This window comes from Couchioplanes caeruleus (genome assembly GCF_023499255.1).
In the GTDB taxonomy this organism is placed as follows: domain Bacteria; phylum Actinomycetota; class Actinomycetes; order Mycobacteriales; family Micromonosporaceae; genus Actinoplanes; species Actinoplanes caeruleus_A.
The window spans coordinates 6,727,264-6,742,023 of sequence record NZ_CP092183.1 but is presented as its reverse complement, the minus strand read 5'-3'; the positions used below and the strand labels follow the sequence as shown (position 1 = coordinate 6,742,023).

Sequence of the window (14,760 nt, the reverse complement as noted above, 5' to 3'; positions counted from 1 at the left end):
CGAACGTGCGGCGCAGCTCGCTGGCGGTGGCCGCGGTGCTGTGCCTCATCGGGTCGTCGGCGGCCCCGGCGGCCGCTGACCCGGTGCGGGACCGGCAGTGGTACCTGTCGGCGCTCAAGGTGAGCGAGGTACACAAAACGACCAGGGGTGCGGGTGTCACGATCGCGCTGATCGACTCCGGTGTGGACGCCAAACACCGTGACCTCGCCGCAGCCGTCGTCAGAGGCAAAGATTTCGTCAACGGAAAGGGTGACGGCCGCACCGACCTCAACGGCCACGGCACTGCCATGGCCGGAATCATCGCGGGTCGGGGACACGGCGAGGGAAGCGGCATCCTCGGCATCGCCCCGGCGGCGAAGATCCTCCCCCTCAGCACCACCAGCGACTTCTTCGCCAACAGCGACGAAGTGCGCAACGCCCTCGACTTCGCGGCTGATCACGGCGCGCGTGTGATCAACATGTCCTTCGGCAGCGGTGACGACGTCACCCTCCACGACGCGATCCGTGCGGCCCAGGCACGCGACATCGTGCTGGTGGCGTCGTCGGGCAACAAGGGAGACGCCGACGAGGGCTACCCGGGGAAATATCCCGAAGTTCTTACCGTCGGCGCGGTCGGCCGAGACGGCGGGATCGCCGACTTGTCGGTCACCGGTCCGCAGGTGGACCTCACCGCGCCCGGCGTGGACATCGCCACTACGAGCATCTACAAGCAGGGTTACAGCTCCGGCAGCGGGACAAGCCAGGCGACGGCAATCGTCAGTGGGGCGGCCGCTCTGGTGCGGGCGAAGTATCCGGACCTTTCCGCTGCCGAGGTCGTGCATCGGTTGACTGCCACCGCGACCGACGCCGGGAAGCCCGGCCGGGACGACACCTACGGATACGGCCGCCTCGATCTGCTCAAGGCGCTCACCGCCGATGTTCCCGCTGCTGCACCGGCTGTGTCGGCCGGTGCGAGCGATGACGGAGCGTCGCTGCGGGCTTCTGACTCCGGCCCGGGGCCGCGGCGGGTTAGTCCCCTTCTGGTCGGTGGTTTGGCCATTGCCGGGGTGCTGCTTATCGGCGGGCTGGTTGTCGGCCTCTTGGTCGTGGTGCGGCGGCGGCGGTCTTAGGCGATGGAGATGTTGTCGAAGGCGGCTGCCGTGTTGAAGACGCGTACGCCGGTTGCTCCCGTGGTGAAGCTGGTGTCCGTCGCCGTGAGTTTGAGGGTGCTGTCGACGTACACCTTGATGGTGGTTCCTGTTGCTTCGACTCGCAGGTGGTAGCGGGTGCCTCGGGTGACCGGGAAGGCCGCCGATGCGAGTTGGCGCCAGTTGTTGTCGGCTTTGCCGAGGATGACGCGGCCCGTGGTGGTCAGGCCGGCGTAGTAGCCGCGGTAGGCGTCCGTGCCCGTCGCCGGTTGGGTGGCTCGGAAGACCACGCCCGCGTCGCCCGTGCCGGTGGTGATGGTGACGTCCGCGTCGTACGTGAGGGTGGCGAAGTTGGTGTCCTGCAGGGACTTGCCGCCGGGTGAGGCGGTCGCGCGGTAGGTGCCGTCGGCCGCCGACCAGGTGGAGCCGTACGCCTTCCAGCCGTACGCGTTGCCGTCGTCGAAGTTGTCCTTGACCTTCATCGTCACCGGGCGGATCGTGCCGTCGGCGTTGAAGGACATGCGGTCGTAGGCGAGCTGGCGGTGGTTGGCGTCGGTCTCGCTGAGCGGGCGCCGGTGGTAGACGATGTACCAGATGTCCGTGCCCGGCACGTTGACCACCGCGTTGTGGCCCGAGCCCTTCGCGACCTCGGCGTCCTGGGTGAGGATCTTGGCGATCTTCGTGAACGGTCCCGTGGGGGAGTCAGCCATCGCGTACGAGACCGAGTAGTCGGAGCCGCCCCAATAGCCCTCGGACCACATCAGGTAGTACTTGCCGTTGCGCTTGAAGACCTGGGAGCCCTCGGTGTAGTTCGCCGGGGTGATCTCCTTGTACGTGCTGCCGTCGGCGAAGCGGCCCAGGCTGGTCATGTCGCTGTTGAGCTTCACGACGTTGGCGTGCTGCCAGCCGCCGTAATACATGTACGCCTGCCCGTCGTCGTCGACGAACACGTCTTGGTCGATGGGCTGCGCCCCGTTCACGAACTGCCCGATCAGCGGCGCGCCGATCGCGTCCACGTACGGGCCCTCCGGGCGGTCGGCGACCGCGACGCCGATGCCGCCCAGCTCCGAGTTGCTCTGGATGTCGTTCGCGCCGAAATACAGGTAGTACTTGCCGTTGCGCTGCACCGGCGCGGGCGCCCACACCGCCCGGCGGGCCCAGGAGACGTTCGCGACGGTCAGGACGTTCGGGTGCTTCGTCCAGTGCACGAGGTCGGTGGAGGAGAAGGCGTCCAGGTAGGTCTGCTCGTTGTAGGGCCGGGACGAGGTGGGGAAGACCCAGTACCGGCCCTCGTAGACGGCGACGTCGGGGTCGGCGTACCAACCGTCGACGAACGGGTTGCCGGCCTCGGCCGTCGAAAGATCAGGCACGGCGGCGGCCGGTGCGGCGGGCGCGGCCAGGGCGCCTGCGGTCAGGACGGCGGCGACCATCGCGGAGACAACGCCCATCATCACTCCCGTACGCACGTGACAGGACCAAGACGAACACATTCCCTCATTCACGTACGTCGATTGTCAAGGTTTCCTTCCCGTCGGCGTGCCGGATGTGAGGTGCTTTTCCGGTACGGATCGGGTACGGGGTGATCACGTAGTTCCCCACCGAAGGGAGACCTGATGAGTGCCGCGGCAGAACCGGCCACCGTTGAGCAGTGCCTGCGGGCCGGAGCCGGCTTTTCGCTGGGTGACCGGAACTGGATCGCCGAGCAGTTCGCCACGCTCGACGCCCGGTTGGCGACCTTCCCCGCCGAGACCACCGAGCTGGAGGTGTCGGTCAAGGACCGGGAGGCCCGCGGGCAGAAGGTCACGCTCGAGTGCTGGATCGCGGGCCGGCAGAAGATCGTCACGACGTCCGCCGAGGAGGACCTGCACGCCGCCCTCAACGACGTCCGGGACGACCTGCGCCGGCGGCTCGACGACGCGAAGACCCGGCAGGAGCCGCGCCACAACCGGCATCTGCGGGCCGGGCTCGCGGACCTGCCGCAGGAGGAAGAACCGGTGATCTGACGCCGGTCAGGCAGAGAAGTTCTTCTCTTCTTGCCGCTGCGAGAAGATGTGGGGGGCGCCCCGCGGCGTACGTCTGGTGCCGCGCGGGCGTCCCTCCGCAGCATGGGCACATGAGCCTGATCCTCGCCCCCGGTACCGCCTGGACAGACGTCTTCGACCGTGTCCGTGCCGCCGTGCCCGAAGCCGTCGCCGGTGACCGGCTGCGCAACCTGTACGGCGGCACCTGGCACGACGGCGGTGTGCCCGCTGACCTGCGTACCCCCGTCGACGGGTCGCTGATCGCCGAGGTCTCCCGGGTGGACGCGGGAACCGCGACCGGGGCCGTGCGGGCCGCGGCGCGGGAGCATCGCGACTGGGCCGCGACGCCGCTCGGCGAGCGCAAGGCACGGGTGGCGGTGGCCGTCGAGGCCCTGACCGCGCACCGGGACCTGCTCGCCCTGACCCTGGTGTGGGAGATCGGCAAGCCGTGGCGGGCGGCCTGCGCCGACGTGGACCGCGCGCTGGACGGGGTGCGGTGGTACCTGCAGCAGATCGACCGGCAGGCCGCCGGGCGCGAGCCGCTGCCCGGGCCGGTCAGCAACATCGCCTCGTGGAACTACCCGATGAGCGTGCTGGTCCACGCCGAGCTGGTGCAGCTGCTCGCCGGCAACGCCGTGGTGGCGAAGACGCCGTCGCAGGGCGGCGCGGTCTGCCTGACGCTCGCGCACGCCCTCATGACCCGCGCCGGGCTGCCCGTCACGTTGCTCTCCGGCAGCGGCGACGAGTTGTCCGAGGTGCTCGTGCGGGCGCCGGAGATCGGGGCGGTGGCGTTCGTGGGCGGCCGGTCGAACGGCGGGAAGGTCGCGGCGGCCCTGCTGGACTCCGACAAACGGCACTTCATCGAGCAGGAGGGGCTCAACGCGTGGGGGATCTGGGACTTCTCCCAGTGGGACCTGCTCGCCGGCCACCTGCGCAAGGGCTTCGAGTACGGCAAGCAGCGCTGCACCGCGTACCCGAGGTTCGTCGTGCAGCGCGACCTGGTCGGTTCCTTCCTCGACGTCTACCTGCCCGTGGTGAAGTCCGTGCGCTTCGGGCACCCGCTGGCCGTCACCGCGCCCGGCGAGCCGCTGCCGGAGCTGGACTTCGGGCCGCTGATCAGCGCCGCCAAGGCCGGCGAGCTGCGGCGCAAGGTGGACGAGGCGGTCCGGGGCGGCGCGGTGCCGCTGCACCGGGGCGACGCGGCCGAGGGCCGCTACCTCGACGGTCAGGACATCGGGGCGTACGTGGCCCCGGCCGCGCTGCTCGCCCCGCCGGGACGGTCGCGGCTGATGCACGCCGAACCGTTCGGGCCGGTCGACACGATCATCGTGGTGGACACCGAGGAGGAGCTGCTGTCGGCGATGAACGCGAGCAACGGTGCGCTGGTGGCCAGCCTCGCGGTCGACGACGAGGAGCTGGGCGCCAAGCTCGCGCAGGACGTGCAGGCGTACAAGGTGGGCATCAACCGGCCGCGCTCGCGGGGTGACCGGGACGAGACGTTCGGCGGGCGCGGGGCCTCCTGGAAGGGCGCCTTCGTCGGCGGTGACCTGCTCGTGCAGGCGGTCACGCTGGGCGGCCCGGGGGAGCGGCTGTACGGCAACTTCCCCGATTACACGAGCTGCCCGCCCACGCCGTAACGTCGGACGGCGTGCCCAGGACCCTGCGAATCACCACCCGCAACGCCACCTTCCAGCAGTGGCAGGCGCTGCTCGACAACCGGACGAAACGGCACCGCGCCGGGGAGTTCCTCGTGCAGGGCGTACGCCCGATCTCGCTGGCGGCCGAGCACGGCTGGGAGATCCGTACGCTGCTCACCGCGGACGGCCCGGCGCTGTCCCGGTGGGCGCGTGACCTCGTGGAGTCCACGGGTGCGCCGCGCGCGGTGGTTTCCGCCGAGCTGATGCGTGAGTTGGGCGGCAAGGACGAGGAGTCGCCCGAGCTGCTGGCCGTGGTGGGACTGCCCGCGGACGACCCGGCGCGGATCGCCGTACGCCCGGATCTGCTGGTCGTGGTCTTCGACCGGCCGACGACGCCGGGCAACGTCGGCACGCTGGTGCGCTCGGCGGACGCGTTCGGCGCGGCCGGGGTGATCGTCACCGGCCACGCCGCCGACCCGTACGACCCCCGTGCGGTCCGGGCCAGCACCGGCTCGCTGTTCGCCCTTCCCGTCGTGCGGGTGCCGAGCCACCGGGAGGTGCTGGACTGGGCGCGCGGGCTGGGCGTACCCGTGCAGATCGTCGGCACCGACGAGCGCGGGCCGGTCGACATCGCCGAGCACGACCTGACCGGCCCGACCGTGCTGGCGGTCGGCAACGAGACGCACGGCCTCAGCGCCGCCTGGCGCGACGCCTGCGACCGGATGGTGCGCATCCCGATCACCGGCGCGGCCAGCTCGCTGAACGCCGCGTCCGCGGCGACCGTGGCGCTGTACGAGGCGGCCCGGCAGCGGCGTTAGGGTTCGCCCATGGTGCCGACCCTGCGCTCCGTCGTCGACCCGTCCTGGCTGGCCGGCCTGGTGACCCGCGAGTACGGCATCGCGGTGACCGGCTGCGTGCTCCTGCGTTCGCTGGTCAACGACGTCTACCGCGTCGACACCCCGGCGGGCCCGTTCGTGCTGAAGCTCTACCGGACGGGCCACGACGCGGCGGGCCGGGAGGTCGCGCTGGCCGCCCACGTCGGCGCCGGGGTCGCGCAGGGCGTCCCGCTCGCCGACGGCAGCCCGGCGGGCACGATCGCGGCGGCCGAGGGGCCGCGGGCCTTCACCCTGTGGGAGTGGGCGCCCGGCGCCAAGCCGCGGAAGCCGCGCACCGACGACCTCTACCGCCGCTTCGGCGTCGCCACGGCCGCATTCCACGAGGCGGCGTCCGGGTTCGCCGCCCCGGCCGCGGTGGACCCGGTGACGCTGCTCGACGACGTCCTCGCCCGCCTGCCCGGCCCGGAGGACCGCCGGGTCACCGCCACGCTCACCGCCGAGGCCGCGAGCCGGATCGCCGGCGCCGGGCTCGAGCGCGGGGTCTGCCACGGCGACGTCACGCTGGACAACGTCCACGCCGACGGCGACCGCCTGATCTTCTACGACCTCGACTGCGCCGCCGAGAACTGGCTGGCCACGGACCTCAGCCCGGTCGCTGCGACCCCGCAGTGGCCGGCGTTCCTGGCCGGATACCGTACGGTCCGGGGGCTGTCCGAGGAGGCGGTCGAGGCCCTGCCCTGGCTCGACGTCCTGCTCCGCGTCGGCTACCTGCACTTCCACCTGTACGCGAAGCCGGCCATGCGGGGCACCGAGTCGCTCACCGAAGGCTGGGTGGAGGCGAACCTGGGCCAGCTGCGGGCCGCGGCCGCGTGGCTGCTCCCGGAGTGGGAGACGTGAGGGCGGCATGGGGCTGCTGGAACGCGACGGCGCGCTGGCCGACCTGACGAGGCTGCAGGCGCAGAGCGCGGGCGGCGGGCGGATCGCGCTGGTCGCCGGTGAGGCGGGCGCCGGCAAGTCCAGCCTGGCCACCGAGTTCGCCCGGTCGGTACGGGCGCGCGCCCGGGTGCTGTGGGGCGCCTGCGACCCGCTGCTCACCCCGCGGGCGCTGGGGCCGGTGCACGACATCGCGAAGCAGGCCGGCGGCGCGCTGCGGGAACGCCTCGGCGACGGCGACCGCGGGGCGATCTTCGACGCGGTGCTGGACGCCCTCGACGGTCCCCGGCAGGCCCGCCGCCCGGTGGTGGTCATGGAGGACCTGCACTGGGCGGACGAGGCCACCCTGGACCTCGTCGCGTTCCTCGGCCGGAGGTTGTCGCTGTGCCGGGCGCTGCTGCTGCTCACGTACCGCGACGACGAGCTCGGCCCGGACCACCCGCTGCGCGGTGTCCTCGCCGGACTGCCACGCGGCCCGGTCCACCGGGTGACGCTGCCGCCGCTGTCGGCCGGGGCCGTCGCCGAGCTCGCGCGCCGGGCCGGCCGGACCGCCGCCCCGGTGTACGCGCAGACCGGCGGCAATCCGCTGCTGGTCACCGAGGTGCTGGCGGCCGGCGGCTCCGGGGTGCCCGCGACCGTACGCGACCTCGTGCTGTCCCGCCTGCACGCGGTGTCACCCGCGGCCCGGGACGCCGCCGCGCTGGTGTCCGTGGTGCCCGCGCACGCCGAACCGGCCCTGCTCGCCGGCCACGCCGCGGGCGTCGACGAGTGCCTGGCCGGCGGGGTCCTCACCGCCACGGCGGGTGCGGTGGCGTTCCGGCACGAGCTGCTGCGCCGCGCGGTCGAGGAGTCGCTGTCGCCCGTACGCCGGGCCGCCCTGCACGCCGGCATCCTCGCCCGGCTCGACGGCGACCCCGGCGTCGACCCGGCCCGGCTCGTGCACCACGCCCACCACGCGGGCCTCGCCGCCGCGGTGCTGCGGTGGGCCCCGGTCGCCGCCCGCCGCGCCGCCGCGCTGGGCGCCAACCGGCAGGCCGTCGCGCACTACGAGACCGCGCTGCGGCATGCGGCGGGCGTGGCCGACGAGGAGCGGGCCGGGCTGCTGGAGGCGTACGCGACGGTGGCGTACCTGGCCGGGCTGAACGAGGAGGCGCTGCGGGCCCGGCGGGAGGCGCTGACGGTCCGGGAGGCGGCCGGCGACACCGCGCGGATCGGCGAGAACCTGCGCTGGGTGTCGCGGCTGTCCTGGTGGACGGGCCGTACGGCACAGGCGCGCGCGGCCGGCACGCGGGCGGTCGACGTGCTGGAGCCGCTCGGCCCGGGACCGCAGCTGGCGATGGCGTACAGCAACCTGTCCCAGCTGCGGATGCTCGCCAACGACGACACCGCGGTCGTCTGGGGCGAACGGGCGATCGAGCTGGCCCGCCGCTCCGGCGACCTCGACACCGAGGTGCACGCCCTGGTCAACGTCGGCTCCGCCCGGCTGCAACGCGGCGACCCGGCAGGCGGGGAGGAGCTGGAACGGGCGCACCGGGTGGCGGCCGCCGCCGGGCTCGACGACCACGCCGTCCGGGCCCTGGTGAACCGGGCCGGCATCGCCGTCGAGTGGTACGACCTGGACGTGGCGGAGCAGGTGCTGGACCGGGTGCTGGCCTACGCCGAGGCCCGCGAGCTCGGCGGGTACGCCCGCCACCTGCTCGGGTACCGGGCCACCGTCCGGCTGGCCCGCGGCGACTGGCCGGGCGCCCTGAGCGACGCGTCGCAAGGGCTCGCCGGGCCGCCGCAGCGCGGGCCGTTCCGCTGCCCGGCCCAGGTGACGCTCGGTCTGCTGTGGTCGCGCCGCGGCGCGCCGGACGCGCGGGGCCTGCTGGAGGAAGCGGCGGTGTCCGCGTACGAGACCGGCGAGCTGCAGTTCGTGGGCCCGGTGGCGGCCGCGCTCGCCGAGCACCACTGGATCGCCGGGGATCCGCGGCGGGCGCTGGACGAGGTGCGCCGGGGGCTGCCGCTGGCCGTACGGGTCGGGCATCCGTGGCTGGCCGGGCGGCTCGCGTACTGGCAGTGGCGCTGCGGCGGGCCGGCCGTCACCGACGGGATCGCGGAGCCGTACCGGCTGCTGATCGAGGGCGACGTGGCCGGCGCCGCCGCCGAGTGGGAGCGGCGCGGCTGCGGGTACGCGGCGGCGGAGGCTCTGACGTGCGGCGACGACGACGAAGCCGGCCGGGCGCTGCGGGTGTTCGACCAGCTCGGCGCGGCGGCCACGGCCCGGCGGGTACGCGCGGAGCTGCGGCGTCGCGGCGCCCCGGTGCCCCGCGGACCCCGCCCCGCCACCGCCGCGGACCCGGCCGGCCTCACCGCCCGGCAGCGGGAAGTGCTGGGGCTGCTCGCCGACGGCCTCAGCGACGCCGAGATCGCGGCCCGCCTGTCGCTGTCGGCGGAGACCGTCGGGCATCACGTGTCGGCGGTGCTGGCCAAGCTGGGCGTACCGTCGCGGGGTCAGGCGGCCGCGATCGCCCGGCGCCGATCGCCGAAGATGGGGAATCCTCCCCACGCGTGAGCCCACCGGCGGTTCGTAGCGTCGCCGCCATGACGACTTCTCCCACGCTGGACGGCATCAAGGCACGCCAGCAGAAGACCTGGGCCAGCGGCGACTACGGCGCGGTGGCGGCCCTCATCCAGCCCATCTCCGAGCTGCTCGTGCAGGCCGCCGACCTCTCCGCCGGCTCGCGGGTCCTCGACGTCGCCACCGGTACGGGCAACGCCGCGATCGCCGCCGCCCGCTGCCTGTGCGAGGTGGTCGGCGTCGACTACGTACCCGGCCTGCTGGAGCGGGCCCGCGCCCGGGCCGCCGCCGAGCACCTGCCGGTCCGGTTCGTCGAGGCCGACGCCGAGGCGCTGCCCTGCGACGACGGCGAATGGGACACGGTGTTCTCGGTCGTCGGCGTCATGTTCGCGCCGGACCAGGAACGGGCGGCCGCCGAGCTGACCCGGGTGTGCCGGCCGGGCGGGACGATCGCGCTGGCCAACTGGACGCCGGACGGGTTCATCGGCGACCTGTTCCGCACGGTGGGCCGGCGGGTGCCGCCACCGCCGGGCGTACGCGCCCCCGTCGAGTGGGGCACCGAGCCGCGGCTGCGGGAGCTGTTCGGCGACCGGGTGAGCGAGGTGCGGGTGAACCGGCGGGAGTTCGTGTTCCGGTTCGCCTCGGCGGAGGCCTTCACCGACTACTTCCGGTCCTGGTACGGGCCCACGCTCAAGGCCTTCGAGGCGCTCGGCGACGACGACGGCGAGCTGCTCCACGCGGACCTCGTCGACCTCGTGCGGCGGTACGACGTCGCCGGCGACGGCACGGTGAAGATCCCGTCGGCCTACGTGGAGGTGCTGGCCACCCGGGCGTGACTCACGCGGCCTGGGCCAGCCCGTTGAGGACCGCGGTCAGCCGGCCGGCGCTGCCGGTGCCCAGCTTCTCGAGCTCCAGCCGCAGCACCGGCGCTGCGAGCTTCGCGAGCCCGTGCACCTCCAGGTCGACGCGGTACGTGACCTCGGCGCCGGCCGGCGCGGGCCGTACGGTGATCGTCTCGGTGGAGCCGGCGCCCTCGCTGTGCCCGGCGAAGACGAGACGGTCGCCGGCCGCCTCGACGAGGGTGTACGTCAGCTCGGCGCGTACGCCCAGGATCCGTGACTCGCCGCGCCAGCTCGCGCCGACGGCGACCGGTCCCGCGTCGACCCGGGTGGTGCGCCGGCCCGCCGGGTCCCAGTCGGCGCTGTTGCCGAGGTCGCGCAGGTACGCCAGCACGGCCGGGACGGGCGCCGCGACGGTGAAGGTGCGCGAGACCGTGATCATCGTCATCCCTTCGGCGGCGGACCGCCTCCACGATAAGGCCCGGCCGGTCCGCGCGATGACGCCTTCCCGCGAAACCAATGGCGGTCAGGACACCGTGAACGACCGTACGTAGCGCCGCTGCCAGGGTGTCTCGACCGCGCGCCGGTCGTAGCCCGCGCGGACGAACGCGACCGCCTCACCCGGTGGCACCCCGTCGAGCACGGCCAGGCAGGCCAGGGCCGTGCCGGTACGCCCCCGGCCGCCCCAGCACGCGACCTCGACGCGCTGCGTGCCGGCCCGCTCCCACACCTCGCGCAGCACAGCGACCGCGAGCTCGCGGTCGGCCGGCAGGCGGAAGTCGGGCCAGCGCAGCCAGCGGCTCTCCCAGCCGGCCGGCGGCGGTGGCGAGCCCAGCAGGTACACGCCGAACTCGGGGACCGCGCCCTCCGGCACCGGCCGGCGCAGGCCCCGGCCGCGCACCAGTCGGCCCGAGGGCAGCGCGAGCACGCCGGAATCGTCGCGGTGCCAGCCCATGCCGACCATTGTGCTCGCGGGCTCGCCCGGCCGTCGGCTAGGCTCGCGCCGTGTTCAGCATCAACCGCGAGCGACGCCGGAACAGCACCCTCCGGTCGAGCTGACACGCGTCCTCCACCGGCGGGCCTCCGCCGGTGTCGCAGGAAGCTCGTGGCCCCGGGCAGGCCCGCCCTGTCTCGTCGATGGGGTCCCGTCCATGAATCTCGAAGCTCTGCTCTCCGCGCGGCTCGGCGCCGCGCTGGCCGAGGTCGCGCAGGCGACCGTCGATCCCGCCGTGCGGCGCTCGCAGTTCGCCGACTTCCAGTCCGGGGCGGCGCTCCCGCTGGCCCGGAGCCTGGGCCGCCCGCCGCGGGACATCGCCGCGGACGTCGCCGGCCGCGCCGACCTGGCCGGGGTGGCCACGGCCGAGGTGTCGGGGCCCGGCTTCCTCAACCTGACCGTCGCCGACGAGGTGCTCGCCGGCGCCGCGGACCGGCTGATCTCCGACGCGCGGCTCGGGGTCGCCCCCACCCGGCAGCCGCAGACCGTCGTCGTCGACTACTCCGGGCCCAACGTCGCCAAGGAGCTGACGGTCGGGCACCTGCGCTCGACGGTGATCGGCGACGCGCTGGCCCGGACCCTCGAATGGCTCGGGCACCGGGTCGTGCGGGTCAACCACCTCGGTGACTGGGGCACGTCGTTCGGCATGCTCATCGAGCACCTGCTGGACGAGGGCGTCGCCGAGGCGGGCGCGGCCGGCGACCTCACGGCGTTCTACCAGGCGGCCCGGGTCAAGTTCGACACCGACGACGACTTCCGCACCCGGTCGCGGCTGCGGGTCGTGACGTTGCAGGCCGGCGACGAGGAGACGCTGCGGCTGTGGCGCCGGCTCGTCGCCACCTCGCAGCGGTACCTGCTGGACACGTACGAGCGGCTCGGGGTGAGCCTCACCGAGGCCGACTTCGCCGGCGAGAGCTCCTATCAGGACCAGCTGCTGTCGGTGGTCGAGGAGCTGCAGGCCAAGGGCCTGCTGGTGGGGAGCGACGGCGCGCTGTGCGCGTTCCCGGCAGGCTTCACCGGCCGCGACGGCGGCCCGCTCCCGCTGATCGTGCGCAAGAGCGACGGCGGTTTCGGGTACGCGGCCACCGACCTGGCCGCCCTGCGCCACCGGGTACGCGACCTCGGCGCGGCCCGGCTGCTCTACGTCGTCGGCACGCCCCAGAGCACCCACTTCCGGATGGTGTACGCGGTCGCCGGGGCGGCCGGCTGGCTCGGCGACGGGGTGAGCGCGGAACACGTCGGCTTCGGCTCGGTGCTGGGCGCCGACGGCAAGATGTTCCGCAGCCGGGCCGGCGACTCGGTGAAGCTCACCGAGCTGCTGGACGAGGCGGTCGCGCGGGCCGCCGTGCTGGCGCCCACCCCCGAGGTCGCCGCCGCGGTGGGCATCGGCGCCGTCAAGTACGCCGACCTGGCCAACGACCGCATGTCCGACTACGTCTTCGACTGGGACCGGATGCTCGCCCTCACCGGCAACACCGGCCCCTACCTGCAGTACGCGTACGCCCGGATCAGCTCGATCCTGGACCGGGCCGGTGACTTCACGCCGGCCGTCACGATCGGGCACCGGCGGGAACGGGCGCTGGCGCTGGAGCTGCTCGCGTTCGAACCGGCCGTGCTGGCGGTGGGGGAGTCGCTCGAGCCGCACCGGCTGACCACGTACCTGTCCGGGCTGGCGGCGGTGTTCAGCGCCTTCTACGAGCAGTGCCCGGTGCTCACGGCTCCGGCCGGCGTACGGGAGAGCAGGTTGTCGCTCTGTCTGGTGACCGGGCGGACCCTGCGGCGCGGGCTGGACCTGCTCGGGATCGCGACGCCCGCGCAGATGTAGCGGTCAGGACGGGCGGCCCTCCTCCTTGACCACGCCGAGCAGCGGCGGGTTCGTGCCGGCCGGGTCCCACGTGGGCCCGGCCGCGCGGGTCCACTCCAGCCGCCCGAAGCCGGGCCAGATCCGCTGGGTGAGCGCCCGGCCGGCGTGCACCCGGTCGGCGGCGCGGCGGCGGCGCTCGGCCAGCACCGCGCTGAGGAACATCCACGGCGGCACGCCCGGCGGCACGGGCTGGGCGATCCGCTCGCTCACCTCGCCGGCCAGGCTCTGCGCGAACCGCCCGTTCATCGGCTGCCGGATCTCCGCGGCCCGGGCCAGGTAGTGGCGTACCGCCAGGGCCAGGTCGTCGTCGAGGTTCGTCAGGTCCAGCGTCTGCGCCCAGCCGGCCAGCTGCGGCGGCATCGCCGGCACCCAGCCCCACGGCGCCGGCGACCGCTCGTGGATCACGAACGTGCCGGCCGCGAGGTCGCCGAGGCGCCGGCCCTGCGGCGAGAACAGCATCGTGGTCAGCGCGACCGCCCAGGTGAACGGCGGGAACAGCAGGCCGGGCCACTCCACGGCGAGCCCGATGAGGCTGCGCACCAGCGCATGGCGTACCCGGATCGGGCCGCCGTCCTCGCGGACCACCCGCAGGCCCATCGCCCGCTTGCCGAGGCTGCGGCCGTTGGTCACGGTCTCCACGATCGTCGGGTAGCCGACGAAGACCAGCAGCACCGACACCGTGCCGAGCGCGTCGATCAGCGCCTGGTCGGCGGCGGCACCGAGCAGCGCCGACGACACCGCACCGGTCAGCAGGAACAGGGCGAGGCCCAGCAGCACCTGCACGACCATGTCGAGCAGCAACGCCAGCCCGCGTGAGCCCACCCGGGCATGCCGGACGTCGACCTCCACGGCCTCGCCGTTGACGAGCTGCTCACCCCGCCCGCCGACGACCGGCGCCACCACAGTCATCGGGTTAGTTAACCCGATCGGCGCCCGCTACGCTGCGCCGGTGGACCTGGACGCGTACGTCAGCGAGCGCCGCGGGGAGTGGAACCGCCTCGACGCGCTGACCCGCCGCCGCAAGCTGACCGCGGCCGAGGCCGACGAGCTGGTCCTGCTCTACCAGCGCGCGGCCACCCACCTGTCGGTCGTGCGCAGCCACTCCCCGGACCCGATCCTGCTGGCGTCGCTGTCCCAGCTGGTCATCGCGGGCCGCTCGGCGGTCACCGGCGGCCGCCGCTACTCGTGGCGCCCGGTCGTGCGGTTCTTCACCACCAGTCTGCCGGTGGAGCTGTACCGGGCCCGGCGCTGGTGGCTCACGGTGATGGTGGTCAACGTCGTGCTCGCCGGGGTCCTGATGGCGTACTTCGCGGCGAACCCGGACATCATCGAGATGTTCGCGCCGTCGTCGACCATCGACCGGTACGCGAACGAGGACTTCGTCGACTACTACAGCGAGTTCCAGGCGCAGAACTTCGCCGCGAGCGTGTGGACGCACAACGCGATGCTGGCGGGCCAGTGCCTCGCCTCCGGCGTCCTCATCGTGCCCGCCCTGTGGATCCTCGGCCAGAACACGTTCCAGCTCGGCCTCACCGGCGCCCTGATGACGTACGCCGGCCACGGCGACACCTTCTTCCGCTACATCCTTCCGCACGGCTTCCTGGAGCTGACCTCGATCTTCGTGGCGGCCGGCGTGGGGCTGCGGATCGGCTGGGCCTGGATCGCGCCGGGCCCGCACCGCACCCGCGGCCGGGCCCTCGCCGAACGCGCCCGGGCCGGCATGCTGGTGGCGCTCGGCCTGGTCGCGATGCTGCTGGTGTCGGGCCTGCTGGAGGCGTACGTGACGCCGTCCGGCTGGCCGGACCCGGTCCGCATCGGCATCGGCTTCGTGGTCTGGCTCGCCTTCATGGCGTACGCCCTGGGCGTCGGCGCGGCGGCCCACCGCCGCGGCGAGACGGCCGACCTGGACCCCGACCACACCGAAGCCCAGGTTCCGATGGCCTGACCGG

The 14,760-nt window shown here is 73.8% G+C and carries 13 protein-coding genes; 9 read left to right on the top strand and 4 right to left on the bottom strand.

What is annotated here, in order from left to right; all coding sequences use genetic code 11:
* Positions 1-26: 26 nt before the first annotated feature.
* Entirely contained in the window at positions 27-1,109 is a 1,083-nt protein-coding gene (mycP, locus tag COUCH_RS31150; protein ID WP_249608770.1) for a type VII secretion-associated serine protease mycosin, read from the top strand.
* On the opposite strand, the gene COUCH_RS31145 is transcribed toward mycP, so the two are convergent.
* Positions 1,106-2,575 (bottom strand): family 43 glycosylhydrolase, encoded by a 1,470-nt coding sequence (locus COUCH_RS31145; protein ID WP_249608769.1) that lies wholly within the window; start codon positions 2,573-2,575, stop codon positions 1,106-1,108. The genes mycP and COUCH_RS31145 overlap by 4 nt on opposite strands.
* 165 nt (positions 2,576-2,740) lie before the next feature.
* Between COUCH_RS31145 and COUCH_RS31140 the strand changes: the two genes are divergently transcribed.
* The 6 genes from COUCH_RS31140 to COUCH_RS31115 all read left to right on the top strand — a co-directional run bounded on the left by COUCH_RS31140 (position 2,741) and on the right by COUCH_RS31115 (position 9,950).
* Positions 2,741-3,130: an HPF/RaiA family ribosome-associated protein gene (locus COUCH_RS31140; RefSeq protein WP_249608768.1), complete on the top strand. Its 390-nt coding sequence runs from the start codon at positions 2,741-2,743 to the stop codon at positions 3,128-3,130.
* Between the two features lie 110 nt (positions 3,131-3,240).
* Positions 3,241-4,785: an aldehyde dehydrogenase family protein gene (locus COUCH_RS31135; RefSeq protein WP_249608767.1), complete on the top strand. Its 1,545-nt coding sequence runs from the start codon at positions 3,241-3,243 to the stop codon at positions 4,783-4,785.
* A gap of 11 nt (positions 4,786-4,796) precedes the next feature.
* A complete protein-coding gene (locus COUCH_RS31130) occupies positions 4,797-5,603 on the top strand; it encodes a TrmH family RNA methyltransferase (RefSeq protein ID WP_249608766.1) in 807 nt (268 codons plus the stop codon).
* 9 nt (positions 5,604-5,612) lie between these two features.
* Entirely contained in the window at positions 5,613-6,518 is a 906-nt protein-coding gene (locus COUCH_RS31125) for a phosphotransferase enzyme family protein (RefSeq protein ID WP_249608765.1), read from the top strand.
* 7 nt (positions 6,519-6,525) lie between these two features.
* Entirely contained in the window at positions 6,526-9,108 is a 2,583-nt protein-coding gene (locus COUCH_RS31120) for an ATP-binding protein (protein ID WP_249608764.1), read from the top strand.
* 29 nt (positions 9,109-9,137) lie between these two features.
* A complete protein-coding gene (locus COUCH_RS31115) occupies positions 9,138-9,950 on the top strand; it encodes a class I SAM-dependent methyltransferase (protein WP_249608763.1) in 813 nt (270 codons plus the stop codon).
* 1 nt (position 9,951) lies between these two features.
* On the opposite strand, the gene COUCH_RS31110 is transcribed toward COUCH_RS31115, so the two are convergent.
* Both COUCH_RS31110 and COUCH_RS31105 read right to left on the bottom strand, forming a co-directional pair.
* Positions 9,952-10,395, bottom strand: a complete 444-nt coding sequence (locus COUCH_RS31110) for an SRPBCC family protein (RefSeq protein ID WP_249608762.1) — start codon at positions 10,393-10,395, stop codon at positions 9,952-9,954.
* A gap of 84 nt (positions 10,396-10,479) precedes the next feature.
* On the bottom strand, positions 10,480-10,908 hold the full coding sequence (locus COUCH_RS31105; RefSeq protein WP_249608761.1) for a protein-tyrosine phosphatase family protein: 429 nt from the start codon (positions 10,906-10,908) through the stop codon (positions 10,480-10,482).
* A gap of 196 nt (positions 10,909-11,104) precedes the next feature.
* On the opposite strand from COUCH_RS31105, the gene argS reads away from it, so the two are divergent.
* Positions 11,105-12,772, top strand: a complete 1,668-nt coding sequence (gene argS / locus COUCH_RS31100; protein WP_249608760.1) for an arginine--tRNA ligase — start codon at positions 11,105-11,107, stop codon at positions 12,770-12,772.
* A 3-nt stretch (positions 12,773-12,775) separates the two neighbouring features.
* On the opposite strand, the gene COUCH_RS31095 is transcribed toward argS, so the two are convergent.
* On the bottom strand, positions 12,776-13,720 hold the full coding sequence (locus COUCH_RS31095; RefSeq protein ID WP_249608759.1) for an RDD family protein: 945 nt from the start codon (positions 13,718-13,720) through the stop codon (positions 12,776-12,778).
* A gap of 40 nt (positions 13,721-13,760) precedes the next feature.
* On the opposite strand from COUCH_RS31095, the gene COUCH_RS31090 reads away from it, so the two are divergent.
* Positions 13,761-14,756: a stage II sporulation protein M gene (locus COUCH_RS31090; RefSeq protein ID WP_249608758.1), complete on the top strand. Its 996-nt coding sequence runs from the start codon at positions 13,761-13,763 to the stop codon at positions 14,754-14,756.
* Positions 14,757-14,760 lie beyond the last annotated feature (4 nt).